The sequence below is a fragment of the Pseudaminobacter soli (ex Li et al. 2025) genome (assembly GCF_003012705.1).
GTDB lineage: Bacteria > Pseudomonadota > Alphaproteobacteria > Rhizobiales > Rhizobiaceae > Pseudaminobacter > Pseudaminobacter soli.
In genome coordinates this window covers 38,414-61,912 of the sequence record NZ_PXYL01000016.1, presented here as the reverse complement: position 1 = coordinate 61,912, position 23,499 = coordinate 38,414, and the positions used below count along the sequence as shown (strand labels likewise).

The following is a 23,499-nucleotide window of genomic DNA, read 5'->3' as shown; positions in this document are numbered from 1 at the left end:
CTGGTAAGGTACTGGGCGTGAGCCAATCTAGACCCGATCAGGTGGACGGCGCGACGTCTCATGCGACCGCTTTTGGTGAAGAGCAGATGGCTGCTTTCGGTCGCGAATTGCGCCGGCTGCGGATCGATCGGGGCTGGTCGCTACAACGGATGGCGGCCGAAAGCGGCGTCAGCGTCGCAGGCATCCAGAAGATTGAGAGCGGTACCACTAACAGTCCGAACCTGCAGACCGCTGTCAGCCTTTCCGAGGCGCTGGGTCAGGAACTGACGGATTTGGTGATGGCCGCCTGTGCGGTGAAATCATCCGTCGAAGTGGTCGCAGGAAGCACTCCACCCATCTCGCACGGTATAGGCGATCTCACAACGGATCTGAGTGAGCGCCGCCTTCAGTCCCAGATGATCGTCCTCGAGCCAAAACGCGGCTTCGAACTGGCCGATATGTCGCCGCCCTCGTTCATGTATGTGCTGCGGGGCCAGGTGGAAGCGCATTTCCGCAATGGTCGGGTGGAACGTTTGGATGCCGATGACGCGATCCACCTGCGTGAGGAGCTGCCGCTTCGCCTTGAAAACACCATCTCCAGTCCGTCGGCGGTGCTCTGTGTGTCGGACAGGGGCTCGGAGCGCTAACGCTGATGCCGGTAAAGGGGATGCAGCAGGACGATCGTGACAGCCTGCGAGGGCTCGATGACGAACCCCAAGATGAGATGGCGAAGGTTGGCCGGCGGCTGCGGGCCATGCGCAACCGTCATGGCTTGACCATCGCCCGGCTTGCAGAACTGTCTGGCGTGCCTGCGAGCACGATCAGCAAGATCGAGAATGGCCGGCTAAATCCAAGCCTGGTCCATGCAATCAATCTGGCGCAATCCTTGAATGAGAACCTGGGGTTCCTCATCGGGCGTTATCGTGACCCCGAGCAGACAGAGGTGGTCGTGCGGGCCTCGAACCGCCAGACGATCGCCTACGAGGAAATGCGTGTCGTCCTTCAGGATCTGAATGGCGCTTTCCCGGCGGGTGTCCTTGAGGCCCGCGTCGGCATCCTCGCGCCGGGCGCGAAATCCGGCAAGAAGCCCATGCGCCATCCGGGCGAAGAACTTTGCTACGTCATCGCTGGCCGGGTTCGCTATAACGTCAATGGACGAGAGTTCCTACTTTCCGCCAATGACTACATCCAGCTCAAGTCAGAAACGCCGCATTCCTGGAAATGTGTTTCCGAGCAGGACGCTACGGTCATTTGGGTTTTCTCGGACGGCCTTTCATTCTGACCAAGGTGATCCGCTTTTTATAGCGCATACATTGCAAATAGCCCGCCATTGAGTTGACTTTGTGCTCTCTCGGCGCTGGGTGGTCGGCAAGTGTTGCCGACTGATCCAGGGATTTCTCGGGTCTTGTGCGCCAAAATCCCCTCTTATGCACGGAGCTTAGCACAGCTATTCGGTCGCGCCCTGGCGTTTGGCTGGACGAGGCTGTTGCGAGGTGTGTTTCAAAAAAGAATATTCATTGACTTTGTGAAAATACGTAGTACTGATCATAAAAGGTAAAAACCAGAATAATTAGAGGGGCCGTGCCTGCCTGTTTCGGATCGCCAATCACGGAGGGGATGATCCTCTGTGTCGTCGGTTCGGTCCTAGCTACGTGCCGAGACGTTTTCGTCGAGTGTCACGGGGTCGTCGCTGCACAGGCAGCCAGCAAGAGGGGTTTCAAGCTTGACCCGCAGATTGGACGCAGTCGAGATAATCGCCGCCATGCCTCGTCTCGACGGGTCTGAGAGCGTTGTTCCCGTCCGCCATATCGGGCGTTGGGTGTCGGCCATCGTAGCGGCGCTGCTTGCCGGAGGGTATCTGTACCTTCTGGCGACCAGCAAGAACATGCGCTGGGATGTGACCTATACCTATCTATTCCACCCCGCAGTGATGAGCGGACTGTGGCTCACCATTCAACTCACCGTGGCCTCGATGGCCCTGGCGATCGCGACCGGCGGCGTGCTGGGCTCCATGCGACTTTCGCAAAACCCGGTGTTACAGTGCTTGAGCGGGGCAACCGTCTGGTTCCTGCGCGGCACTCCGCTGCTGGTCCAGCTGCTTTTCTGGTACTTCCTTGCGTCACTCTTTCCGGTCATCAGCCTCCCGGTTCCCTTCGGACCAACGCTGTTTGCGGTCGACACCAACAGCCTGATCAACCAGTTCGGGGCTGCGGTGCTAGGCCTTGGGCTGAACGAAGGCGCCTACATGGCCGAGATCTACCGCGCCGGCATTCTGTCGGTGGACAAGGGGCAGACTGAGGCCGCCCAATCCGTCGGCATGTCGCGAGCGCGGCTGATGCGGCGGATCATCATCCCGCAAGCGATGCGTTTCATCATTCCGCCGACCGGCAATGCGACGATCTCGATGCTTAAGACCACTTCGGTCGTGCTGATCATAGGCCTGCCGGATCTGCTGACCTCTGTCCAGCTGATCTACGCTCGCAACTTCCAGCAGATCCCGCTGCTGGCCGTGGCATGCTTCTGGTATCTCGCCTGCACCACCGCGCTGACGGTCCTGCAGATCCGACTTGAACGGCACTATGCCCGTGGCTCGAAAGACGCGAAGGGCGTTGGTCTGGCAGGTCTGTTCGGGCCGTTCCTGAAAAGTCGGCTCGCCTCGAAGGAGAATGGCCTGTGACCGCGAAAATGCATTCCCCGGCCGATGCCGCAGGCATTGCCCCGATGGTCGTCGCGCGCGGGGTTGAGAAATCCTTCGGAGCAGTGAAGGTCCTGCATGGTATCGATCTGGACGTGATGCCAGGGAAGGTGGTTTGCCTGATCGGGCCGTCCGGCTCGGGCAAGACCACATTTCTCCGCTGCATCAACATGCTCGAAAAGATCGACCGCGGCCTGTTGGCGGTCAACGGCGAGCATATCGGCTATCGCGTCGGCAAGGACGGCCGGCTTTGCGCGTTGAACGAAAGGGAGATCTCTCGGCAAAGGCGCGAGATTGGCATGGTCTTCCAGCGCTTCAACCTGTTCCAGCACATGACCGCGCTTGAGAACATCATCGAGGGGCCGGTCGGAGTGCTGAAGGAAAGCAAGGCCGACGCCAGGGAACATGCGATGGACCTGTTGCGGCGCGTGGGGCTGGCGCACAAGGCTGACAGCTTCCCTTCGGAGCTCTCGGGCGGGCAGCAGCAGCGCGTAGCGATTGCCCGGGCGCTAGCCATGCGCCCCAAGCTGATCTTGTTCGACGAGCCGACATCGGCGCTGGACCCCGAACTGGTTGGAGAGGTGCTCGATGTCATGCGTAAGCTGGCGCATAGCGGCATGACGATGGTCATCGTCACCCATGAGATTGCCTTTGCACGCGATATTGCGGACATTGTCGTATTCATGGATGGGGGATGGGTGATCGAGAGCGGTCCGCCGGCCGAGGTTCTGGGGAACCCAAGGCACGAGCGGACCAGAAAGTTCCTTCAGAGTGTGCGGGGTGAAAATGATTGCTCCGGAGGCTAGGACGACCCGGCCTCGGCCACGCCCTTCACAAGCAACAGAGAGTGCTATGGTCGAGGACAAAGACAACATGCCGATCGATGGCGATGATGACGAGCATCCCTTCGAACTGACAAGGAATGTCAACTACCTGCTGCGGCGCGCCCATGCGCGGGCCGACCGGCTTTTCGACAAGGCGATGCAGGATATCGGCCTTACGCCGCGCCAAGCGGCCTTGCTCTATGGCGTGCGGCGCTGCCGAGGCGGAAGTATCAGTGACTTGACTGCGCTGACGGGAATGGACCGGGGAACCCTTTCGGAAATGGTCCCGAGGCTGATGAAGCGCGGCCTGCTGGAAAAAAAGCTCGCCAAGGATGATGGTCGCGCCATGGCGCTTTACCTGACCAAGGAGGGCGCCGGACTGGTGGACCTTGTGATCGAGCGGACCGCGTCCTTGCAAGCGGAAGTGCTGGACCCGTTACCGCACGAATATCACGAGCTTTTTGTCAAGATGCTCTCGCTGTTCGTCGGACTGACGGTCGAGACACAAAGCAAAACCAAATGGGCGGACGAGGCGGGTATCTGAAAACCGAGCGGTTCTGTCTGCTGTACTGGAGGATGGGAAAATGGAACTACCCCTGATCGCTCGAACACGTCCGCAATCCGGCGTGCGCAAGATGATGGAACTGGCCTGGGGGCGGGCCGATGTTGTCCATCTGGAGGTCGGCGAGCCGGGTTTCGACACGCCCGATCATGTCGTCGCCGCCGCTGACAAAGTGGCGCGCGACGGCAAGACGAAATATTCGCCGACACCTGGCTTGCCTGAACTGCGCGAAGCCGCGGCCGCCAAGATCCGCGCGGTCAACGGTATCGACTGCCAGGCGTCCCAGGTGCTGGTGACGAATGGCGGGGCAAACGCCCTGTTCGGGGTTTTCGGCACCGTGCTGGGCACCGGCGATTCGATCCTGCTGCCTAACCCGGGCTGGTCGAACTTCACCATGATGACCAAGGCTTTCGGCGCACGGCCGCTCTATTACGATCTCAAGGATGGGAACGACTATCTGCCGGATATTGACCAGCTTGACGCGCTGGTCGACGGTTCGACGCGGGCGCTTCTGCTCAACTCGCCGTCCAATCCTCTCGGCACCGTCATGGACCGCAAGCAGGCCGAGGAGCTTTTCGCCTTTGCCGAAAAGCATGATCTTTGGATCATCTCGGACGAATGTTATGACCAGATCGACTTCTCTGGCCGGCATGTCAGCATCGGCTCGCTCGAGCCCAGCCCCGAGCGAGTGATCTCGGTCTTCAGCTTCTCCAAGGTGTATGCGATGACTGGCTGGCGTGTCGGCTATGCCGCACTGCCGGAGCAGGTGGTCAATCCGATGCTGGGGCTTCTACAGCCCAGCGTGATGTGCGTGAATACGCCGGCCCAATATGGCGCGCTTGCTGCCCTCGAAGGTCCTCAGGAATATCTGGCATCGTGGCGCGAAGGCTATCGCCGAAACCGCGATCTCGTGCTCAAGCGCATAGCCGGTTCGCGCTATTCGGCGATGTCGCCCGACGGCGGCTTCTACGTCTGGCTGAACGTGTCGGATTTCGGTGAGACATCCGAGGCTTTTGCCCTGCGCCTGCTGGAACAGTGCAATGTCGCCGTCACACCGGGAACGGCCTTCGGAACCAATGGCGAGGGTTACGTGCGCCTATCGCTGGCGACAACGAACGAGCAGCTCGAATTGGGCTTGGAGCGGTTGTTGCAGGCCTAGGGGCGCCGTTCGAAGGTCGCGATCAGGTGGGGCGGCCGAACATTGTCTGTGCTTATCCGACCTCCTCGGAGAAAGCTGCGGACGGTGCTCGTGCTGCTCGCGCGACCATCGTCTGGCCCATCGCACATCAGGCGCGGCCCTTGGTATCCAAGCGGGATGCTAAACCGCGCCGGGTGCAGGCGTCGCGCTCTAGCCAGGGTCCGCATTTCTTCGCCCTGCAACTGTTGCCGGCTCAGGCTTGAGGGATAGAAGCCATCTATCCGCGAGGCGGCAGGCTTCCTCCCTCGGGCTGCGTCTTCTGGTCTTCGGCGCCCCGGGCGAAGCGGGGGCCATAGCGGTCTGTTGAGGGTCTGGTTCGCACGAGAATCGTGCCTGGCACCAGTGCATGCGGCGAGAAGTCCGGTCCTGCCGATCCGCTTGTTTAGGCAGCTGGTTGATCTACTGGCGGAGGCCAGCCTCAGCGCTGATGCCGCTCGATGATGGCGATGCGCTGTTCATCGACGGCGCGGCGTCGCGACAAGGGCGGGCGGTTCTGACGAATGCGACCGGGCGCAAGGTCTTGCGCCCGGAACGCGCCACAAGCATGCGGGGGCTATTTTCCGAAGGCGATGTCCACGGCTGAAGGCGGCGACGGATAAGCCGAGGCCGGCGAGCCGACTGGCGTCACGGCCGCAGAGTCGGTGGCGCGGAAGCCCAGCCCCCATTTGTCCAGTATGGCCTGATAGGTGCCATCCTTAATGAGCTTATCCAGGGCCGTACCCATCGCCCGAGCGAAGTCGGTATTATCGCCAGCGATGGCGATGCCGTAGGGAATGTCGGGATATTGGGGGCCGACAACCTGAAGTCGACCTTCGGACATCCGCGCCATATAGACGAGCGGCGAGGAGTCGCCATAAGTCGCGTCGGCGCGGCCAGTAATCAGCGCCTGGAAGACAGAATCGGAATTGTCGAACGTGTCAATCTGGATGGTGCCCTTGCCCTGTTTGACGCATCTGTCCGAAACATGCTCGATCACTTGATTGTAGAGCGAGCCCTTCAACTCGGTCATCCTTATGCCGCAGATATCCGTGAGACCGTTGATACTCTTGGGATTTCCTTCGCGAACCAGCAGCTGCGCGCCCGTTTTCTCGTAGACGATGAAATTGACCTTGGCACCACGCTCGGCAGTGGCACTCATCGCGGCGATGGCCATGTCGAAACGCCCAGCTTCCAGGCCTGGAATGATCGAATCGAAAGCGGCGTTGGTGAATTCGACCCGCATACCGAGAACTGCGCCAAGCGCATTGGCCAGATCGACCGACAAGCCCTCTGGCGTCACGCCATCATCACCGAAGAACTGCTGGGGTGCATAGCCGAAGGTCGAGACGACCCTGACTACCCCGCGATCCCTCAGTGCCTGAGGCAATTGGGTGTGCAGGCCCTCATCCATTGCAGGCGCTGGAATGTCCTGTGCTTGGGCCGAGACGGTGACCAGCATTGCAAGGCCCAGCGCGCCGGCGATCCCCCTAGCGCGAACGGGCGATCCGAAACGAACGGTCATGGTATTCCTCCTCCTTGTTGATTGGCACAACTTTTTAGCGAAGACTTTATGAGTTCGTGATTTCTGAGGTCGATGCCGGTTCAATGCAGCGCGGCTGCAGCTTGAGCTTCAGCCTTGACCGTCGCGAAAATCCTCCGGCGCGAAGGTATGGTTCCATTGCTCGGATGCCTCGACGTCCGGCGCCCCACCCAAGCTAGAAAAGCAGCCCTTTGCGAAGCATGCCGTGCACACCCTTCTGTCCATTGACGGTCTGGGTCACGCGGAAATCAACGGCGAAGGAGCAGCTCATATAAGCCTCTCCAGGGGACCAGCCGGTACGCTCGCAAATGAGGTCAATCATCTCGTCCAGGGCATCGCGCATCGCGGCGTCGAGATCTTCGTTCATACCCATGGTCAGATAATGGGTGGGCGTCTCGGCGCGCGGGAATTTCAGCCTTGGGGCATCGATGCCGCCACCCTTGTGCAGGATGAAGGTGAAGGTCCCGTTGAGCGAGGTCTCCAGTGCCGTGCCGCAGACTTCGCCATCGCCTTGGATACCGTGCCCGTCGCCAACCATGAAATTCGCCCCAGGGACCCAAACCGGCAGGAACAGTGTGCTGCCCTCTACCAATTCCCTGTTGTCCATGTTGCCGCCGAAGTCGCGGGGCTCTTTCGTCGACAGCGTCCCGTAGGCGAGCCGCGGCGCGGTCGCCATAATGCCGAAGAAGGGCGCAAGCGGCAGTTCTGGCCCCCACGGCAAGGCACAGGTCCGCTTCTCCATGTCGATCGGAATGAAGCGAAGATCGCCGGACTGGAACTTGCCGGGCAGTGTGCCTCCCAGCGGACTGAACAGGCAAAACCCCCAGTCCATGCTCGGTTCGATTCTGTCGATACGGACCTCCAGCATGTCGCCCGGCTCGGCGCCCGCTATTGCAACGGGGCCACTAATTATATGTGGCCCCATTCCGGGCGCGACCGCGCTTAGCACTGCCCTCACGGCCGGCGGAATGTCGTGGCCTAGCTCGGCTGGTGGATTGATAATTTCGTGGCCTGAGAGGGTCTGAATCGTCACCGTGTCCCCTGAAACAACCGTAAGCACAGGCGGAAAACGGCCGTCCAGCGTGCCGCGGCGCACTGTTTCGGGATTTGCTGCGAGATGGTGAATGGTCAAGGGGTGGCCTCCGATCATTGACCGGATGGTGCGAAAGGCACGGCGCTATGTCAATAAGGAAAATTATTTTCGCTTATTGAATTTATATAGTATACGTCGCGAATGCCTATCAATTAGACCAACATGTTGGTTGAAGAGCGATAAAGAGCAACCTATACTGCATTTTGGCGACCCTGATGACTCAAGTTTCGGTCATGCTCCGGCTGCGTTTTCTAGGGTTTCGCCGGCAGGGGAATGGCGTAGAGAGTTTGTCCTGCGCGTTCTGCAAAACCGTGATGAGGGAAGCCGGCGCCTGCGCGACGCAGGTGAGAAGAAGCTTCCGCCGACAACGAGCCACCAACAGATGAGGAACATTCAATGCGCTTACTGAAATCATGCCTGGCGGCTTGTGTGCTGCTGTTCGCCGGCGCGGCCGCCGCCGGGGCGGAGGAGCCGGTCAACATCCGAATTGCCTGGATCGCTGCACCCACCAATCTGGCGCCCATTCTGTTTGCCAAGGAGGGCGTCGCGCAGCATTTGGACAAGAGTTACACGATCGAACCGATCCGCTTCAATGGCAGCCCGCAGATCCTGACCGCCATGGGCGCGGGAGAGCTGGACATCGCGCTGTTTTCGTATTCGTCCTTCGCCTTGGCTGTGCAGAATGCCGGCATGACCGACCTGCGCGTCGTCGCGGACGATTTCCAGGGCAATACCCCCGGCCACTTCCAGGAAGGCTTTCTCGTCCTCAAGGACAGCCCGATCCAGAAGATCGAGGATCTCAAGGGGAAGGTGCTTGCGACCAACGGCGCGGGCGGCGCCATCGACATCGCGCTGCGCACGGCACTGCGGCGCCATGACATGCAGGACAAGCGCGACGTCACCATCATCGAGGCACCCTTGCCGACGATGAAAGCGCTGCTGCTGGAAAAGAAGGTGGATCTAGTATCGGCGACGCTTCCCTTCGCTCACGATCCCGAACTGAAGGCGGCCTCTCGGATGTTGTTCACGCAAGGTGAATATGTCGGTCCGACGCAGACCCTGCTTTGGGCAGCGAAAAGCGAGTTCATCGATAAGCACAGGGCTGCGCTGGCGGATTTCATGGAGGATGTGATCCGCGCCCGCCGCTGGTACGAGGACCCTGCCAATCGCGAGGAGGCGATCAGGATCGTCTCGGAATTCACCAAGCAGCCGCAGGAATTCTACAAAGGCTGGCTTTTCACTGATCAGGACGCTTTCCGAGACCCGGACGCCCGACCCAATATCCAGGCACTGCAATCAAACATCGACAACCAGTTCGAGGCAGGCTTCTTGAAAAAGCGGCTGGATATTTTGCCCTATGTGGACCTGTCCGTGGTGGATACGGCGGCGGCACGGATCAATAAGTGATCGACTGAATCCTCGCGCCGGCTCTGTCCGAGACACTGCCGGCGCGGCTGGGGGAGGGGCGCGCTGCTTAACCGCGCCGGAAAGGCCTGCCCAGTTGCGCAGGGCCGCGAGCAGCGCCTCCGGGCATTGTCATCGCAAGTAGCGCGATGACGAAGGGCAGGATGATAAAGGCCTGATAGGGAATGTCAGGATAAAGCGCTTGCATTCGCACCTGCGCCGCATCGGCGATGCCGAACGCTAGCGCGGCAAACAGGGCGCCTACCGGTCTCCAGCGCGAGAAGACGACGCAAGCCAGCGCTATGAAGCCGCGCCCGGACACCATATTCTCGACAAAGCCGGCAAGTTGCGCCGTGGACAGAAAGGCGCCACCGATCCCTGCGAGACTGCCGCCGAATGCGGCACAGCACAGGCGTACCCGGTCGATCTCAATGCCCGCGGCGGCTGCGGCCTCGGGTGTTTCGCCCACGGCGCGGATGGTTAGGCCTAGCCCGGTACGGCGCAGCATGAAGCCGAGCGCGAAGGCCAATGCGATACCGACGTAGGCGAGGAAATGCTGGCTGAACAGGACGGGGCCGACGACGGGCAGGTGGGACAGTAGTCCAAGATCCAGTTGCCGGAAGCCGGGCACGCGGACGGCGCCACCGTCAAGGGCCAGCCTATAGCCGAAGCCTGAAAGCCCGGCCCCGAGCACCACTAGCGCGATGCCCGACACGATCTGGTCGACCTTCAGCACCACCACCATCCAGCCGTGTAGCAGGCCAAGGGCGATGCCGCCCGCTATCGCAGCCAGAAGGCCGACCCAGGGTGAGCCAGTCTGCACCGAGATGAGCACAGCAAGGAAGGCGCCGATCAGCATGATCCCCTCGATGCCCACGTTCAGCACGCCGGCCTTTTCGCTGACCGTTTCCCCCAGAGCAGCGAAAAGGATCGGCATGGCGAAACGGATGCCGCTTGCGATAGCCGCGACGACTACAACCTGATCCATTGTCATTCCTTTCTGGAACTGGGCGAAATGCGGGTCATGCTTTGCGGCGCAGGACAGAAATCAATAGGAAGCCGAAGATGACGGCGGCCTCGATGATGCTGACGAGTGGGAAAGGAACCGCGGTATCCCGTGCAACTGCGGCCGAGCCGACATAGAGCCCGCCAAGGCCAAGCGCCGCGACCGGAATTAGCAATGGGTTGAGCCTAGCGAGCAGGGCGACGGTGATCGCTGTAATGCCGAAACCGGGCGCAAAGCCTTCTTGCAGGCGGCCATGCAAGCCCAGCACTTCGACGATGCCGGCCAGCCCAGCCATCGCGCCGCTCAGCGCCAAAACGCCCCCCGTCAGGCGGCCCCTCGAGAGCCCGCTGAACCGCGCGGCCGAGCTATTCAGGCCCATTACTGCCAGCGAGAATCCGTAACGCGTCCGCGTCAGCAGGAACCACAGGATCACCACAGCCAGCAGCGCGACGATCAACCCAGCCGAAATCCGTGTGCCCTCGAACAGGATCGGCAGACGCAGGATCTCGGGCAGGCGCGCGGTGCGGGGGAACATCCGCATCGGTTCCTGTATGGGGCCACGCACCAGCCAGCCGATCACATTGGCGGCAATGTAGTTCAGCATAATTGTGGTGACGATCTCATTGGCGCCGAAACGCACTTTCAGCAGTCCGGCGACCGCCCCCCAGGCGGCGCCCCCCAGCATGGCTGCGATCAGCAGCAGCGCAATGCCTGTGCCGAACGGCAGGCCCGCAACAGATCCAGCGCAGGCGACCGCAACGGCGGTTCCGACGGCAAGCTGCCCGTCCGCGCCGATGTTGTAGATTCCGGCCCGGAATGACGCCGCAAGGCCCAATGCGATCAGGCACAGCGGAATCGCCCTGGTCGCTGCAGCTCCGAGACCGTTAAGGGTCAGGAACCCTTCGCGCAGCATCAAAGTGAGGACCCGGGCCGGGCTCTCTCCTGCCAATAGGATCAGCCCCGCAAGCGCCAGCGCTCCACCGACCAGCGTCAGTATGGCCGCCCGCGCCTCAGGCGACAGCCGTCTTGCGGTGGACGTGTGCCCGGCGCTGGCTTGCGTAGAATCGTTCAGTGCCCGGCCATCCATGCGCCGACCTCCTGCCGTGTCGTTTCGTGGATGGGGACTGGCCCATGCATCCTGGTGTCGGAGAGCACGATGACCCGGTCGGCGATGGCCCAGATCTCGTCGAGATCGGCCGAGACCAGCAGGATTGCCGCCCCACGGTCGCGATGTTCAATCAGCAGACCCTGAACCAAGGCGCTTGTACGAATATCCAGCCCGCGCGAGGGGTGCGCGGCCAAAAGAAGGCAGGGATCGTTCATGAACTCCCGGGCGAGCACCAGTTTCTGCTGATTGCCGCCCGAAAGCCTGCCGATTGGCTGCATCGGCCCGGTGGTGCGGATGCCGTAATCCTGGATCACCTGGGTGGTTTGTCGCACTACGCTATCGCGGCGAATGACACCCTTGCGCACGAACGCCGGGTGGTGCAGATGGCCCAAAAGCAGGTTCTCGGCTAGACTCTGCGTCAGCACGATACCGTCATGGATCCGGTCCTCGGGCACATGTGCGAGGCCGGCCTGCCGCAGGGCTTGGGGGCTGTGGCTCGACAATTCACCCTCCAGAGCGCTGAACCCGATGCTGCCGCATGCCTGGCGCTCCAGCCCGGCAATGCTACGGACGAGCTCAGTCTGACCGTTGCCCTCGACGCCGGCCACGGCAAGGATCTCGCCCGCTGCCAGATCGAAGCTCATGCTCCGCACGGCGACCGAGCCGTTCGCGCGATGCAATTCCAGATCGCGCACCTGCAGGACTGGGGTGTCGCCCCTGGCGGCGGTCGCCGTCGCCGCTCGTGCGCACGGCTGGGAGGGCAGGGCCGCGCCGCGTTCGCCGGTCATCATCAGCGAGATCAGATCCTCTGGCGCGAAGTTGGTGACGTCGCCCTCGACCACCAGCCGCCCCATGCGCATCACAGCCACCCGGTCGCAGATGCGGAATACATCCGCCAGGCGATGCGTGACCAGCACCACGCTGATGCCTTGCCGCCGGATGCGCTCAATGGCCAGGAAGAGCCGGTCGGCGTCCTCGGGTGACAGGACAGCGGCGGGTTCGTCGAGGATCAGAAAACGCGGCTCGCGGGCCAAAGCCTTGAGGATTTCGATCTTCTGCTGGCCGGCGACATCCAGTGATCCGACCAGCGCGTCGGGGTCGATCTCGACACCGACCGACGCCGCCAAAGTTCGGATTCGTCTGTTCAGCGCGGAGCGGTCGAGTCGCCCCAAGGGGGCGGTGCCGAGCGCGAAGTTCTCGGCCACCGTGAAATCCGGTACCAAGGCGTAATGCTGATGCACAACGCTGATACCACGCGCCAGCGCGTCGCGGGGGCTGGAAAAGGCGACCTTCTCCCCCAAGACGCGGATCGTGCCCCGGCTTGGCGCGATCTCGCCCGACATCATCTTGACGATGGTGCTCTTTCCTGCGCCGTTCTCACCGATCAGGGCGAAAACCTCCCCAACTGCGATGTTTAGGGAAACATCGTCGATGGCCAGAACATCGCCATAGGATTTCGAGACGCCATCGAGCGCCAGGATGGGGCCTGATATCATGGCGCGCTCAGTGGGTTTTGCCGGCAAGCACGTCGGCCATTACCCCGTTGATGACGGCCTGATCCTCGGTCGAGATCAATCCGGCGAAACGGCCGCGGAACGGGGCAAGTCCGATCCCGCCATCGGCGAGGCCCAGGACGTAGCTTTGCGGCTTCAATGTGCCGTCGATCACCCGACCAAGCGCAAGGTCGATGTTCACATTCATGTTGACGAGCGCGGTAGTTACAATTGTATCCGGCGCGAGCTCATAGGAATCAAAGGCCGAACCTATAGCCAGAACACCGGCCTTCTCGGCCGCCTGGATCGTGCCGACCACGTTCTCGTTGCCGGTCGAGGTCACGACATCGGCGCCCTGTTCGATCAGCGAGGTTGTGATCTCGGCGCCCTTGGCGACATCCGAGAACGACCCGACATAGGACGAGAGGATCTTCGTATCGGGCTTCACGCGCTTCGCGCCGCGCGCGAAACCCGCATTGTAATCCTCGATCACTGGGACCGGGATGCCGCCGACATGGCCGATGGTCCCGGTCTTCGAGACCAATGCGGCGACGGCGCCGGCAATATAGCCGGCATTGCCCCAATCATTGTCGAACGAGGCGACATTCGGCTCGGCTGCGACCTGGGCCGTGTTCACGATGAACCAGGTTTCGGGATAGTCGGCATGGATGTCCATCACCGGTTCGGCGAACTGGAAGCCGTGACTGATGATGACATCGTAGTGATCGCGGGCGTAGCTGGTCAGCACCTCCGCGATTTGGGCGACATCGACATTTTCGCGGACCGAGACGTCGATGTCATATTTCGCTTTGGCCGCCTTGATGCCCTTGTTGGCAGCGGAATTGAAGGTGCCATCGGTGATCGAACCAGGCAGGATCAGCGCGACCTTGAGCGTCTTGGCCATGGCCGGCTGGGCGCAGATTATCATCGCCGTCGCTAGCGCGGACAGCGCAATTGAGCGTATGCTCATTTTTTAGTTCCTCTCTCTGTTGGACGCTCGCGGTTCTTTTGCCACGAGCTTATTCCTTGAAGGGCAGTGCGGTTCAGGCGACGGTCTTCGATCTTTCAATCAGTGCCAGGACCTCATCGACGCTGTAGACATCGCCGAATTGCTGGATCACGTTCTCGAGGGCCGATTGGTGTTCCCGGTCCGAGAGCGCGGCCGTGCCGTCCGAGATCATCACCGGCCGGAAATCCATCATCATGGCGTCTCGGGTGGTGGATTCGCAGCACACATTGGTTTTCGTGCCCACAATCAGCAGGTTGCGGATGCCGAGGCTGCGAAGTACGCGCTCTAACTGGGAACTGCCTGGCGTCAGCGCCGAATAGCGGTTCTTGATCATCTGTATGTCGGCGGGGTCGACCTCCAGTCCCTGCGTGACGCGCTGGCCGGGCGCGTCGGGCACCATAGATTCCAGTGTGCGGATGCGGATCTCGTCGGCGACAAAGTGGTCGATGAAATTCGACCATTCGTTACCGCTGTGCCACTTACGCACGGCATGGGTGACCCAGATCACTCGGCCGCCAAGCCTGCGCACGCCAGCGTTCAGGCGGTTGATCGAGCTTATGATGCCACGCGACAGCGGCACTTCGGCTGGGGCGCCTGCGTCGCAGAAGGTGCCCTGCATGTCGATCACGACGACCGCAGTTTCAGACGGCACCAGATCTTCGAACACATGCAGCTTGCCGCGTCTCTTCACGACACGATCGATGATCTCCTGACGAATGCCAACGCTGTGCATATATTGTCTCCTTGGTATCTGGATCAGAAACTCAAAGCGCCCGGGAACATCCACTGCGAGTGTGTTTCTCGCTGCGCGAGGTTTCCCCCCAGCGATGTGGATCGACGCATTTGAATTGTTTCGTGTCGCCGGCATCCTGGTGGTGGGGCCCGCCGTCGACATTGAAGCGCATCCTGGCTCACGGTACATGGCAGATCTCTTCGCTGTCGTTCGCATGGGCTCGTTGCCCGAGTGTCCGGCCGGAGCTACGACGCTTGTTTGGAAGCCGACCGTGATGGCCGAAAAGCCGAGTCTCATCGCGGGAAAACCCAGGCAGGATGCCCTATTCCGCCGGACCAGATGGAAGGGCAGGCGCCTCGCCGTGGCCCGGCAGAAATTCGAGGGGGCCTCGTCCGGAATTGTTCCCTGGATTGGATCACGACAGCACCAGCGCGTCCGCCAGAGCGGGTTCGCCGGCTTCACTGGTTTCGGTATCGAGCAACTCGCCGCAGTTCGGGCAGCAGAAATGCCTCAGGAATACGCCCGGGAAACCGGTGTCGTAACCGCCACCGGGAATATCGGCTAGGGCCACCTCGGTCAGGACAGAGCCTGTTTTCCAATGCGCACCAGGCTCGCCGAGCGCTGTGGCGCAAGTTGCGCAATACGCCTGTCCGGCCCCGCGCGAACCCTCGACCGCTACGGTGGGCAGAATGAAATTGGTGTATTTCCCGCTCATTTCCGAACTCCATTGCTCAACCGGGTCTTGCGAAGCTCTTTGCGCCGCGCCTCGGTTGCGGCCAGATTGACGCCCGAGGCGTCACCGATTACGCCATAGATGTCGCGGGCGGCCTCGTCGCTGACCTGGCCGGTCTCGACATCCTGCTGGACCCGGGCCGGGTCGCGCCGCAGCGGATCGCCATAGCCGCCGCCGCCGTTCCAGCGCAGATAGAGCGCCTCGCCGTCGTTAAGCGCGGACATGCCCCAGGAGATCGGCTGCCGCTCGCCGGCCGTGTCGTCCAGGCTGCGCGCCGTCAGATGGGCCGCCGCGCCGGTATCGGCTTTGCCGACGCGAATGTAGCGGTTCGGTACGCCGGGATAGCCGCCAGCCAGGCCGTCCGACATCGGATGCCGCGCGCCTTTGCCCGAGATGACGAAGCCCATGCCACCGTCGAGCGAGCGATGCGGGACGAAGGCCATCTCGCCCCCTGTGCCGCCGCGGTATTCGCCCGGTCCGCCGCTGTCCTTTGCGCGGCGGCGAAAGAGATAGAGGATCGGAAAGGCGCTTTCCGCCGTCTCGACATTCGCCATGCGTGAGATCGGATTCGGCATCTCGCCGCCGATGTCCACGCCGTCGCCAAAGCTGCGCGCGCCGCCCGCGCCGGCGAAGGTTTCGGTCAGGATGTCGATGGCATATTGGCCCTTGCGGTTGCGGCCGAACATGAAGATTGCGAAGTGGTTGGCATGCCAGACGGCGCTGGCTTCGTCGCGGTATTTCTCCGAGGCTGATAGCATCTTGCCGATCGTGGCGCAGGCGGCGTTGTTGACCGACTGGATCGCACCCACCGTGGCGACCGAGACAGGCGCCGGGCGGATGCAGTTCACGATCGTGCCCTCGGGCGCGATCATCTTTACCGGCCGGATTGCGCCCTCGTTCCAAGTTATATCATGGCACAGCAGCGGGAAGAGCGGTGCGAAGAGCCCGCCCAGAGAAGCCCATTTCGTGCAGTTGATCGCATTGCGGCTTTGCGGGTCAGAACCTGAGAAGTCGAAGAGCAGTTCGTCGCCCGTCTTGGTCATGGTCAGCCGGACGCAGGCGGTTTCGCCGTTCACGTCGATATACTGACGCGACTGCCAGCTGCCGTCGGGCAGTTCGGCAAGGCGGGCGCGGAACTGGCGCTCAGACTGCTCGATCAGCGTGGCGCCGGCCTCGTCGACTAGGTCGGCGCCGTATTTGGCGATCAGCGCCCCCATCCTTTCTCGGGCGACATTATTGCATGCTATCATCGAGCGCAGGTCCAGCGACACCATCTCTGGCGAGCGGACCATGTTCAGGATGGTGTCCAGAACGTCCTGCTGGATCTCGCCGCGGCTGACCAGACGGATACCGGGGCTGGAGAAGCCCTCGGTATAGATGTCACGCGAATCCGGGCTGAAGCCGCCGGGGTTCATTGCCCCGATGTCGCTGACATGGACGAAACAGGCCGACCAGGCAACCAGCTTGCCCGCATGGTGGATGGGCGAGACCAGATAGACGTCCGAGGTATGCAGCGCCGCCGTGTATGGGTCGTTCAGCAAGAAGACATCGCCTTCATGGATGTCGGTCTTGAAGCGGCGGATCACGGCCTTGCAGGCCTCGGCGGCGCTGGTCAGGTGGTGCAGGAAGCCCACGCCCCCCATCAACAGCGTGCCGTCAGCGCGGTAGAGCGAGACCATCAGGTCATGGCCCTCGTTGGTGATAGCCGTACCCGACACGTGCTTCAGTGTAATCACCGCCTCGTCGATGATGCGGAACAGTCGGTGCCGGATGATCGAGAAAGTCATCGGATCCATTGAGATCCCTCCCTTGCGTTCAGCGGGAATTGCGATTGCTTCAGGCTTCATAGGTCACCACGATGTTTCGCCAGCGATCCATCCGTGCCTTGTGGCCCTTGTGGAGCGCGATGGTGGTGATCGGTGTGTGGATGACGGCCGGCCCGAAAAGTTCGTTGCCGGGTTTCAGCTCGGTGAACTGATAGATTTGGCCGATGGTCATCGTACCGGAGGTGGCGTCGAAGATCCGCCGCTCACCCATCAGCGCGGCGGAAGGATCGGCAGGGCCTTCCTCTTCTTCCGGCAGGGTTGGGCGCGGCATCAGCCCGCGTGCGGTCAACCGGAACTGGGTCATCTCAATCCCGGCCTCGCGGAACGCCGAACCCTTTCCGAACTTTCGCTCATAGAGCGCCTCGAAATCGTCGATCAGTTGGGCGAGGCCGACCTCGTCCAGAGGCGTCGGCGCCGAAACCGGGGTCGTCACCTGATGGACTTGGCGGCTGTAGCGCAGATCGACCGACCAATCGAGCTGCACACGGTCTTTCTCGACGCCTTCCGAGGCGAGCTGGGCGTGGGCGCGTTCGTCCATTGGGGCGAAGATTGCGTTGATCTCGGCTGCCGTGGCATTGCCGGGCAGGGTCTGCGTCACCGTATATTCATGGGCAATGTCCGCCGATACGAGGCCGAAGGCGCAGTTGACCGAGGCGGTATAGGGGATCACCAGTTTGCGAACGGAAAGCTCTTCGCCGAAGGCGGCGGCCAACATGCCACAGGTGCCGCCAAAGGAATGCAGTACGAAATCGCGCGGATCGAGACCCCGCTCCACGGTGATCTCGCGGATCAGGTCGGTGATCTGGGCACTGGCGATGCGATAGATGCCGATGGCGGCCTCGTCGATGGACATCCCCAGCGGATCGGCAACCTTTTGGCGGAACAGTCGCTCGGTCTTTTCGCGGTCCAGTGTGATCGAGCCGCGTAGGAACTGGCCGGGGTCCATATAGCCAATCAGCAGCATCACGTCGGTAAGCGTTGGCTCCTCGCCACCCAGCCCGTAGCAGATGGGACCGGGGCGGGAGCCAGCGCTTTGTGGGCCGACCATCGGCAGCCGGGTTGCGGGATCGACCGAGATGATCGAGCCGCCGCCGGCCCCGATCGAGACCACCTCGATCTTGGGCGCGACATAGTGGAAGCGATCCACCATGGGCTCGCGGGCGTATTCCAATTGACCGTTCTGGATGACGCCGACCTTGAAGGTGGTGCCTCCCATATCGGCGGCGATCACGTCGCCGTCGCCCATCAGGTCGCCCAGGAAACGCGCGCCGATGACACCGGCGGCCGGGCCGCATTCGATCAGGCCAACGGCTCGGTCTGCAGCCTCGCTGGCGGGCAGGAGGCCGCCATAGCCCTGCATCACCATGATCTGGCCATCATAGCCCTTGCTGCCTAGCAAGTTCTGGAGATCGGTCAGATAAGCATGGGCGATCTTGCCGGAATAGGCGTTGATCACAGCAGTGGAGGAGCGTTCGTATTCGCCCGGAACCGGTGCGATGTCCGAAGACAACGTGACATAGGTGCCCGGCGCTACGCGTTCGGCGATCTTGCGAATGCGGGCCTCGTGCTCGGGGTGAAGGAAGGACCACAGCAAGGCGACGGCAATCGCCTCGACGCCTTTCTCTTCGACGAGGCTGCGGATGCCGGCCTCGACGGCGGCCTCGTCCAGCGGCAGCACGACTTCGCCGCTGCTGTCTACTCGCTCGCGGATGCCGACCACGGCGTCGTGCGACACCAGAGGTTCGGCGCGCTCGGTCTTGACCGGGTGCTTGATCTTTTCCTCGGTCAGGCCCGCCCAGCGGCCATAAGCGCCACGAGTGATGTGCAGAGTGTCCTCGAAGCCCTCTGTGATGAGAAGGCCGGTCTTCGAACCATCCCGCGTCAGCACGGCATTGTCCACGACGGTCGAGCCGTGGATGAACAGGTTCGTGCGCGCGAGAAGCTGTTCCAGCGTCAGGCCCATGGGCTCGGCCGCGGTGGCGATTGAATTCATCACGCCATTGGCGAAATCGGGCGGGGTAGACAGCGCCTTGCCGATGTGAATGACGCCATCGCTGCCGAACACAATCGTGTCGGTGCACGTACCCCCGACATCCGTTGCCACAAGGTAACGGACGGTTTTGGTGTCGTCGAGCATAAGCTGACTATCCTCCCTGCTGGTTATCTCGCGCGGTCCGGAAACCGCTGCCGTTCGATTATGTTGATCATCCGCGTCACGCCGCTGTGGTGCGCCATAGGGTGGCTTGGCTCGGATCGGCCCGGATACATGTTCCCTTCGTCACGCGGTTCTCCGCTGTATGGGGGCCCTGCGCGGTAATTATCATTTAGTATATATCACATATACCATTTGAAATTTTGTCAACCAGCTTGACGTCCATTTGCACGGCGCACTCACTGTTCACTCTGGGGCGTTGTCGCGAGCCAGGGCCCGGACGTCCTCGCTCATTAGGGCGCGGATGATGCCGCAGTATCCGGTGCAGCGGCATACGTTGCCGTTCATCTGCTCTCGCAGCCATGCCTCATCGCTCAGCCGTTCCAACGGCGTCTCGGCCAGCAAAGCGGCGGCCCGCATCAGTTGGCCAGGCGTGCAGAAACCGCATTGAAAGCCGCCATGGTCGGCAAAGGCTTGTCGTAGGGGGATGAAACGGTCGTCCAGCCCCTCGACCGTGCGCACCTCGTCGCGTACCCGGCTGGCCAGCGTGATGCAGGCCTGTATCGGCTGGCCGCCGACCAGGATTGTGCAGGCGCCGCATTCGCCGGCGCGGCAGCCTTGTTTCGTGCCGGTGAGGCCAAGCTGGTCGCGCAACACGTCGATCAGGCGAGTTGCGGCCGAGATCTCCACCTCATGCTGCCGCCCGTTAACCGTCAAGCGGATGATCATGCCGTTTCCTTTCCGGCCAACGCGCGGGACAGCAGGTCCTCAAGCATGTCCGCAACAGCGAAAGCCTTCCAGTGATTGCCTGGCAGCGGATGCGTCTTCCTTAGCCAGCTACCCACGCTTTCTTTGATCAGCGCAGAATCCGGGCGCCGTCCGGTCAGCCTGCGCTCGATGCTGCTGATGCGCTGCGGCACCGAGGACGCTCCGCCTAGCACCACCCTGAGCTCCGACACGAGGGCATCGTCGGAGACTTTCGCTGAAACGCAGGCCGTTGCGATGGCAAAAGCGCCCTGCCACAGCGCCAGTTTGCGATAGGCCGAGCGACGGTGCAGTGCCTCGCAAGGGATTTCGATGGCGCATATCATCTCGCCCGGTGTCAGGCGCGTCTCGCCTGGTCCACCATAGAGGTGCCCGACATCGAGGTGACGCATCGCATGAGCGCTGCGGATTTCGATCCGCGCATCTAGCGCGATCAGCGTGGTTGCCAGATCCGAGGGCGTAACGGCCTGACAGCGATGAGCATCCTGAATGGCATGATAAAACCGATGGTCGCCCATCACCGCATAGCAGGGCCGCGTCGCGCCGCCCCGCTTGTGGCAGTCGAAGCCGTTGCGGAAGAACCAGCAGCGCTTTGTCTGGCACAGATTGCCGCCGACTGTCGCGGTCTGGCGGATCGGCGGCGTGGCGATCAGCGCGGCCGTTCTGCGCAACGCCGCTCCGCAGGGCTCACTTCGCGCCAGTTCGGCCAGCGTCACCGCTGATCCGATGCGCAGCGACCCGTCGGTCCGCGCCTCGATCCCGCGCAGTTCGTCCAGCGCGGCTACGTCGACCAGCTGACGACCCGGCAGCGGTAGTCCCTGGGTCTCGAGCGCCAGCAGGTCGGTGCCGCCGGCGATCGGTGCAGCGTCGCTTTCACGGTCCAGCAACTCCAGCGCCTGGTCGAGCGTCTCAGCGGGGTGAAGCGCCTCGATCGGCGTCGCTATCGGTGGTCCCCCGAGGTTTTCCGCCAACTCCCGCAGCCCCCTGTGCAGGCCCAACGGATAGGCTGCTCGCACGCCCTCGACCCACCAGCGATCCGGTCGGGCGGCGATCGAGCCGGCAGTCAGTGGCTTGCCGTCGCGCCGCCGCGCCGCCATCACGATCTGGTCGGGTGTATGTGGTGCGCAGCGCAGCCGCAGCCCGGTCGCATGCGCGATAGCATTGCTGACGGCGGGCCCGATGGTGATCAGTGGAATCTCTCCCAACCCCTTCGATCCGAACGGCCCTTTTTTGTCGGTGACATCGACGAAAATCGTCTCGACCGGGGGAGAGTCGACGGGGCGGGGCAGTACGTAATCGGCATAGCTCGCATTGACGACCCGGCCTTCCTCGAAGATCAGCGACTCGCCCAGCACGGCACCAAGGCCCATCACTACGCCGCCCTCGACCTGCCCCTTTGCGCTAAGCGGGTTCAGGATGGTGCCGGAATCATGCGCCGCGACCACCTTCAGTACCTTCACCGAGCCAGTCCTTTCGTCGACCTCGACCTCCACCGCATGAGCGGCGAAGGAATAGGTTGGCGAGATATCCTCATAGCCGCTCGGGTCGGCGTCGTGGAACTGACCGACATAGTCGGACTGCATCGAATAGAACTCGGCCGCGCCCCCGGCGAGGAGGGCGAGCTCTCCAAGCGCGATGACGTGATTGCCCTTTCGGATCTCGCCCCCTGCCCATTCGACCTCGCCGTTGCCGTCGCCGAAATGCGCCAAGGCAACGGCCGACAGATCGGAGCGGACCTTGTTGGCAAGCGTCTGCGCTGCATTGACCGCAACGAAACTACCGCGCGAGGCTCCCGCGCCTGCATCATGCGGCGTCGCTAGCGTGTCCGTGGTGACAATGGAAATCTGATCCATCGCCACGTTGAGGATAGTGGCGACTGTCTGGCAAATCAGAGTCTTCTGTCCGGTCCCAGAATCCCCGCAGCCGGAACGGATCGTCACGTGCCCCTTGCGGTCGATGTCGAGCGCGCAAGACGAACGCAGCATGTAGTCGCGCGACAGTGCCGTAACATGGATCGTGCAGGCGACGCCGACCCCGCGCCCCTTGCCGCCCTGCGGGCGTTTCTCATCCCAGCCGATGCCCTCGCGAACGGCCTCAAGGCAGCGACGCAGCCCGGAGGACTTGATCTGCCAGCCGGTTAGGGAAACCTCGTCCTCATCGCTGATGGCATTGACCAGCCGGAAGTCGATCGGGTCGATGCCCGCCTTCTCGGCCAATTCATCGATAGCGCATTCCAGTGCCCAGTTGATCGCATAGCCGCCCGCGCCGCGAAAGGACGAGGCCGGAACCTTGTTGGTATAGACGCAGCGCCCTTCGGCTTGATAGCCGAGCCAGCGATAAGACGACCCAAGTGCGACCGAGCCATAGACCATCTCGCCCGGCCCGGCCTGGTTGTAGGCGCCATTGTCCACGTCGAATCTTGCGGCAAGCGTGGTCACTTTGCCTGCTGCATCGCAGCCAAGTTCGAGATCGATGTCCCAGGAAAGTCGCCATTTGGTGAAGGCGAACTCCTCGGCCCGCGACTGGTGCAGCGCCACTGGGCGGGCGGTCGCAAAGCTGAGTGCGCAGACCAGCGCCTCTGTGCTGGAGATCTGGGTTCGCCCGCCGAAATCGCCGCCGATAGCAAGCTGGTGAAGCCGCACCGATGCCGGCTCCAGACCAAAAAGCTGCGCCAGATCACGCTGGATCAGGCGTGGGTTCTGCGACGGCGCCCAGACGTGCAGGCAGTTTTCTGCGGGATTCCAATGCGCTTTGACAGTATGTGTCTCCATCGTCGCATGGGTCTGCCGGGACGAGGTGAACGACCCCTTGAGCGAATGGGCAGGTGCGGGCGAGTTCTGCGGCGACAGGCCGAAATCGCGCCGCACATGGGCCGCGACATTGCGTGTCTCGGGATGGGGATGGATGGCGGGGGCCGAGGACGACAGGGCCTTGGCCACCGTATCAGCCACCGGCAGACGCTTGTAGCGGATGTCGATCAGCTCCAGCGCCCGCCGTGCCGTCGCCGCATCGTTGGCCGCGACCAAGGCAACCGGCTCGCCGATGTGGCGGACGACATCCTCGGCCAGAATTCTGCGATCACGGTCGATGGCGCGATAGTCCAGATAGAGGCTCTTTGTAAGGTCGGCCGCGGTTAGCACCGCATGGACCCCCGGCAGCACACGGGCGCGCGACGTGTCGATCGAGATGATCCTTGCATGGGGGTGCGGGCTTCTAAGGACCGCCGCCGCCAGTTCGTCTTGAAGGTGCAGATCCGCCGCATATGCAGCAGACCCATCGGTGATGGCCTGCCAGTCGACATGCCGCGTCCTTGTGCCGATAAGGGTCATGGAAACATGCTCGCTAAGCCGGTGGAACGGGGCGCGGGGTACAGTACCTGGACATACGACCCCGCGCCTGA

At 62.2% G+C, this 23,499-nt stretch carries 19 protein-coding genes; 7 read left to right on the top strand and 12 right to left on the bottom strand.

Going from position 1 to position 23,499, the window contains the following annotated elements; translation table 11 throughout:
• The first annotated feature begins 17 nt into the window (after positions 1 to 17).
• The 6 genes from C7I85_RS23615 (at position 18) to C7I85_RS23590 (ending at position 5,219) form a co-directional block, all read left to right on the top strand.
• Positions 18 to 626, top strand: a complete 609-nt coding sequence (locus tag C7I85_RS23615) for a helix-turn-helix domain-containing protein (RefSeq protein ID WP_146148932.1) — start codon at positions 18 to 20, stop codon at positions 624 to 626.
• A gap of 20 nt (positions 627 to 646) precedes the next feature.
• Positions 647 to 1,261 carry a helix-turn-helix domain-containing protein gene (locus C7I85_RS23610; protein ID WP_181257315.1) on the top strand — a complete coding sequence of 205 codons (615 nt, stop codon included), beginning with the start codon at positions 647 to 649 and terminating at the stop codon, positions 1,259 to 1,261.
• A gap of 441 nt (positions 1,262 to 1,702) precedes the next feature.
• A complete protein-coding gene (locus C7I85_RS23605) occupies positions 1,703 to 2,656 on the top strand; it encodes an amino acid ABC transporter permease (RefSeq protein ID WP_245445070.1) in 954 nt (317 codons plus the stop codon).
• Positions 2,657 to 2,664: 8 nt separating this feature from the next.
• A complete protein-coding gene (locus C7I85_RS23600; protein WP_280954418.1) occupies positions 2,665 to 3,480 on the top strand; it encodes an amino acid ABC transporter ATP-binding protein in 816 nt (271 codons plus the stop codon).
• A gap of 46 nt (positions 3,481 to 3,526) precedes the next feature.
• Positions 3,527 to 4,042: a MarR family winged helix-turn-helix transcriptional regulator gene (locus C7I85_RS23595; RefSeq protein WP_181257314.1), complete on the top strand. Its 516-nt coding sequence runs from the start codon at positions 3,527 to 3,529 to the stop codon at positions 4,040 to 4,042.
• 40 nt (positions 4,043 to 4,082) lie between these two features.
• Entirely contained in the window at positions 4,083 to 5,219 is a 1,137-nt protein-coding gene (locus C7I85_RS23590; RefSeq protein ID WP_106726467.1) for a pyridoxal phosphate-dependent aminotransferase, read from the top strand.
• Positions 5,220 to 5,811: 592 nt separating this feature from the next.
• Here C7I85_RS23590 and C7I85_RS23585 read toward each other — a convergent pair.
• Positions 5,812 to 6,696, bottom strand: coding sequence for an ABC transporter substrate-binding protein (locus C7I85_RS23585; RefSeq protein WP_181257312.1), 885 nt, complete (start codon positions 6,694 to 6,696; stop codon positions 5,812 to 5,814).
• Positions 6,697 to 6,952: 256 nt separating this feature from the next.
• Complete coding sequence (locus tag C7I85_RS23580) at positions 6,953 to 7,909, bottom strand: acetamidase/formamidase family protein (protein WP_245445069.1); 957 nt, start codon at positions 7,907 to 7,909, stop codon at positions 6,953 to 6,955.
• A 357-nt stretch (positions 7,910 to 8,266) separates the two neighbouring features.
• Between C7I85_RS23580 and C7I85_RS23575 the strand changes: the two genes are divergently transcribed.
• Positions 8,267 to 9,277 carry an ABC transporter substrate-binding protein gene (locus C7I85_RS23575; protein WP_106726464.1) on the top strand — a complete coding sequence of 337 codons (1,011 nt, stop codon included), beginning with the start codon at positions 8,267 to 8,269 and terminating at the stop codon, positions 9,275 to 9,277.
• A gap of 67 nt (positions 9,278 to 9,344) precedes the next feature.
• On the opposite strand, the gene C7I85_RS23570 is transcribed toward C7I85_RS23575, so the two are convergent.
• From C7I85_RS23570 to C7I85_RS23525, 10 genes are all read right to left on the bottom strand, one after another.
• Positions 9,345 to 10,262: an ABC transporter permease gene (locus C7I85_RS23570; RefSeq protein ID WP_181257310.1), complete on the bottom strand. Its 918-nt coding sequence runs from the start codon at positions 10,260 to 10,262 to the stop codon at positions 9,345 to 9,347.
• A gap of 34 nt (positions 10,263 to 10,296) precedes the next feature.
• Positions 10,297 to 11,367: an ABC transporter permease gene (locus C7I85_RS23565; RefSeq protein ID WP_106726462.1), complete on the bottom strand. Its 1,071-nt coding sequence runs from the start codon at positions 11,365 to 11,367 to the stop codon at positions 10,297 to 10,299.
• The gene (locus C7I85_RS23560; RefSeq protein ID WP_106726461.1) at positions 11,349 to 12,884 is read right to left on the bottom strand and encodes an ABC transporter ATP-binding protein; all 1,536 of its coding nucleotides are present in this window, start codon (positions 12,882 to 12,884) and stop codon (positions 11,349 to 11,351) included. Before C7I85_RS23560 ends, C7I85_RS23565 begins: the two co-directional genes overlap by 19 nt.
• A 7-nt stretch (positions 12,885 to 12,891) precedes the next feature.
• On the bottom strand, positions 12,892 to 13,851 hold the full coding sequence (locus C7I85_RS23555; RefSeq protein WP_106726460.1) for a BMP family protein: 960 nt from the start codon (positions 13,849 to 13,851) through the stop codon (positions 12,892 to 12,894).
• A 73-nt stretch (positions 13,852 to 13,924) separates the two neighbouring features.
• A complete protein-coding gene (locus C7I85_RS23550; RefSeq protein ID WP_106726459.1) occupies positions 13,925 to 14,623 on the bottom strand; it encodes an isochorismatase family protein in 699 nt (232 codons plus the stop codon).
• Positions 14,624 to 15,038: 415 nt separating this feature from the next.
• Positions 15,039 to 15,338 (bottom strand): acetone carboxylase subunit gamma, encoded by a 300-nt coding sequence (locus tag C7I85_RS30625; RefSeq protein ID WP_146148931.1) that lies wholly within the window; start codon positions 15,336 to 15,338, stop codon positions 15,039 to 15,041.
• Positions 15,335 to 17,152: a hydantoinase B/oxoprolinase family protein gene (locus C7I85_RS23540; protein WP_106726457.1), complete on the bottom strand. Its 1,818-nt coding sequence runs from the start codon at positions 17,150 to 17,152 to the stop codon at positions 15,335 to 15,337. The genes C7I85_RS30625 and C7I85_RS23540 overlap by 4 nt, the downstream gene beginning before the upstream one ends.
• 40 nt (positions 17,153 to 17,192) lie before the next feature.
• Entirely contained in the window at positions 17,193 to 19,319 is a 2,127-nt protein-coding gene (locus C7I85_RS23535) for a hydantoinase/oxoprolinase family protein (RefSeq protein ID WP_106726456.1), read from the bottom strand.
• Positions 19,320 to 19,580: 261 nt separating this feature from the next.
• A complete protein-coding gene (locus tag C7I85_RS23530) occupies positions 19,581 to 20,063 on the bottom strand; it encodes a (2Fe-2S)-binding protein (RefSeq protein ID WP_106726455.1) in 483 nt (160 codons plus the stop codon).
• A complete protein-coding gene (locus C7I85_RS23525) occupies positions 20,060 to 23,428 on the bottom strand; it encodes a molybdopterin cofactor-binding domain-containing protein (protein ID WP_106726454.1) in 3,369 nt (1,122 codons plus the stop codon). Before C7I85_RS23525 ends, C7I85_RS23530 begins: the two co-directional genes overlap by 4 nt.
• Positions 23,429 to 23,499 lie beyond the last annotated feature (71 nt).

Coding starts and splice junctions, on each gene's coding strand:
- C7I85_RS23550 (WP_106726459.1), bottom strand. CDS start 14,623: ATGCACAGCGTTGGCATTCGTCAGGAGATCATCGATCGTGTCGTGAAG.
- C7I85_RS23575 (WP_106726464.1), top strand. CDS start 8,267: ATGCGCTTACTGAAATCATGCCTGGCGGCTTGTGTGCTGCTGTTCGCC.
- C7I85_RS23540 (WP_106726457.1), bottom strand. CDS start 17,152: ATGGATCCGATGACTTTCTCGATCATCCGGCACCGACTGTTCCGCATC.
- C7I85_RS23535 (WP_106726456.1), bottom strand. CDS start 19,319: ATGCTCGACGACACCAAAACCGTCCGTTACCTTGTGGCAACGGATGTC.
- C7I85_RS23555 (WP_106726460.1), bottom strand. CDS start 13,851: ATGAGCATACGCTCAATTGCGCTGTCCGCGCTAGCGACGGCGATGATA.
- C7I85_RS23570 (WP_181257310.1), bottom strand. CDS start 10,262: ATGGATCAGGTTGTAGTCGTCGCGGCTATCGCAAGCGGCATCCGTTTC.
- C7I85_RS23585 (WP_181257312.1), bottom strand. CDS start 6,696: ATGCTGGTCACCGTCTCGGCCCAAGCACAGGACATTCCAGCGCCTGCA.
- C7I85_RS23525 (WP_106726454.1), bottom strand. CDS start 23,428: ATGACCCTTATCGGCACAAGGACGCGGCATGTCGACTGGCAGGCCATC.
- C7I85_RS23565 (WP_106726462.1), bottom strand. CDS start 11,367: ATGGATGGCCGGGCACTGAACGATTCTACGCAAGCCAGCGCCGGGCAC.
- C7I85_RS30625 (WP_146148931.1), bottom strand. CDS start 15,338: ATGAGCGGGAAATACACCAATTTCATTCTGCCCACCGTAGCGGTCGAG.
- C7I85_RS23600 (WP_280954418.1), top strand. CDS start 2,665: ATGCATTCCCCGGCCGATGCCGCAGGCATTGCCCCGATGGTCGTCGCG.
- C7I85_RS23530 (WP_106726455.1), bottom strand. CDS start 20,063: ATGATCATCCGCTTGACGGTTAACGGGCGGCAGCATGAGGTGGAGATC.
- C7I85_RS23560 (WP_106726461.1), bottom strand. CDS start 12,884: ATGATATCAGGCCCCATCCTGGCGCTCGATGGCGTCTCGAAATCCTAT.
- C7I85_RS23590 (WP_106726467.1), top strand. CDS start 4,083: ATGGAACTACCCCTGATCGCTCGAACACGTCCGCAATCCGGCGTGCGC.
- C7I85_RS23610 (WP_181257315.1), top strand. CDS start 647: ATGCAGCAGGACGATCGTGACAGCCTGCGAGGGCTCGATGACGAACCC.
- C7I85_RS23595 (WP_181257314.1), top strand. CDS start 3,527: ATGGTCGAGGACAAAGACAACATGCCGATCGATGGCGATGATGACGAG.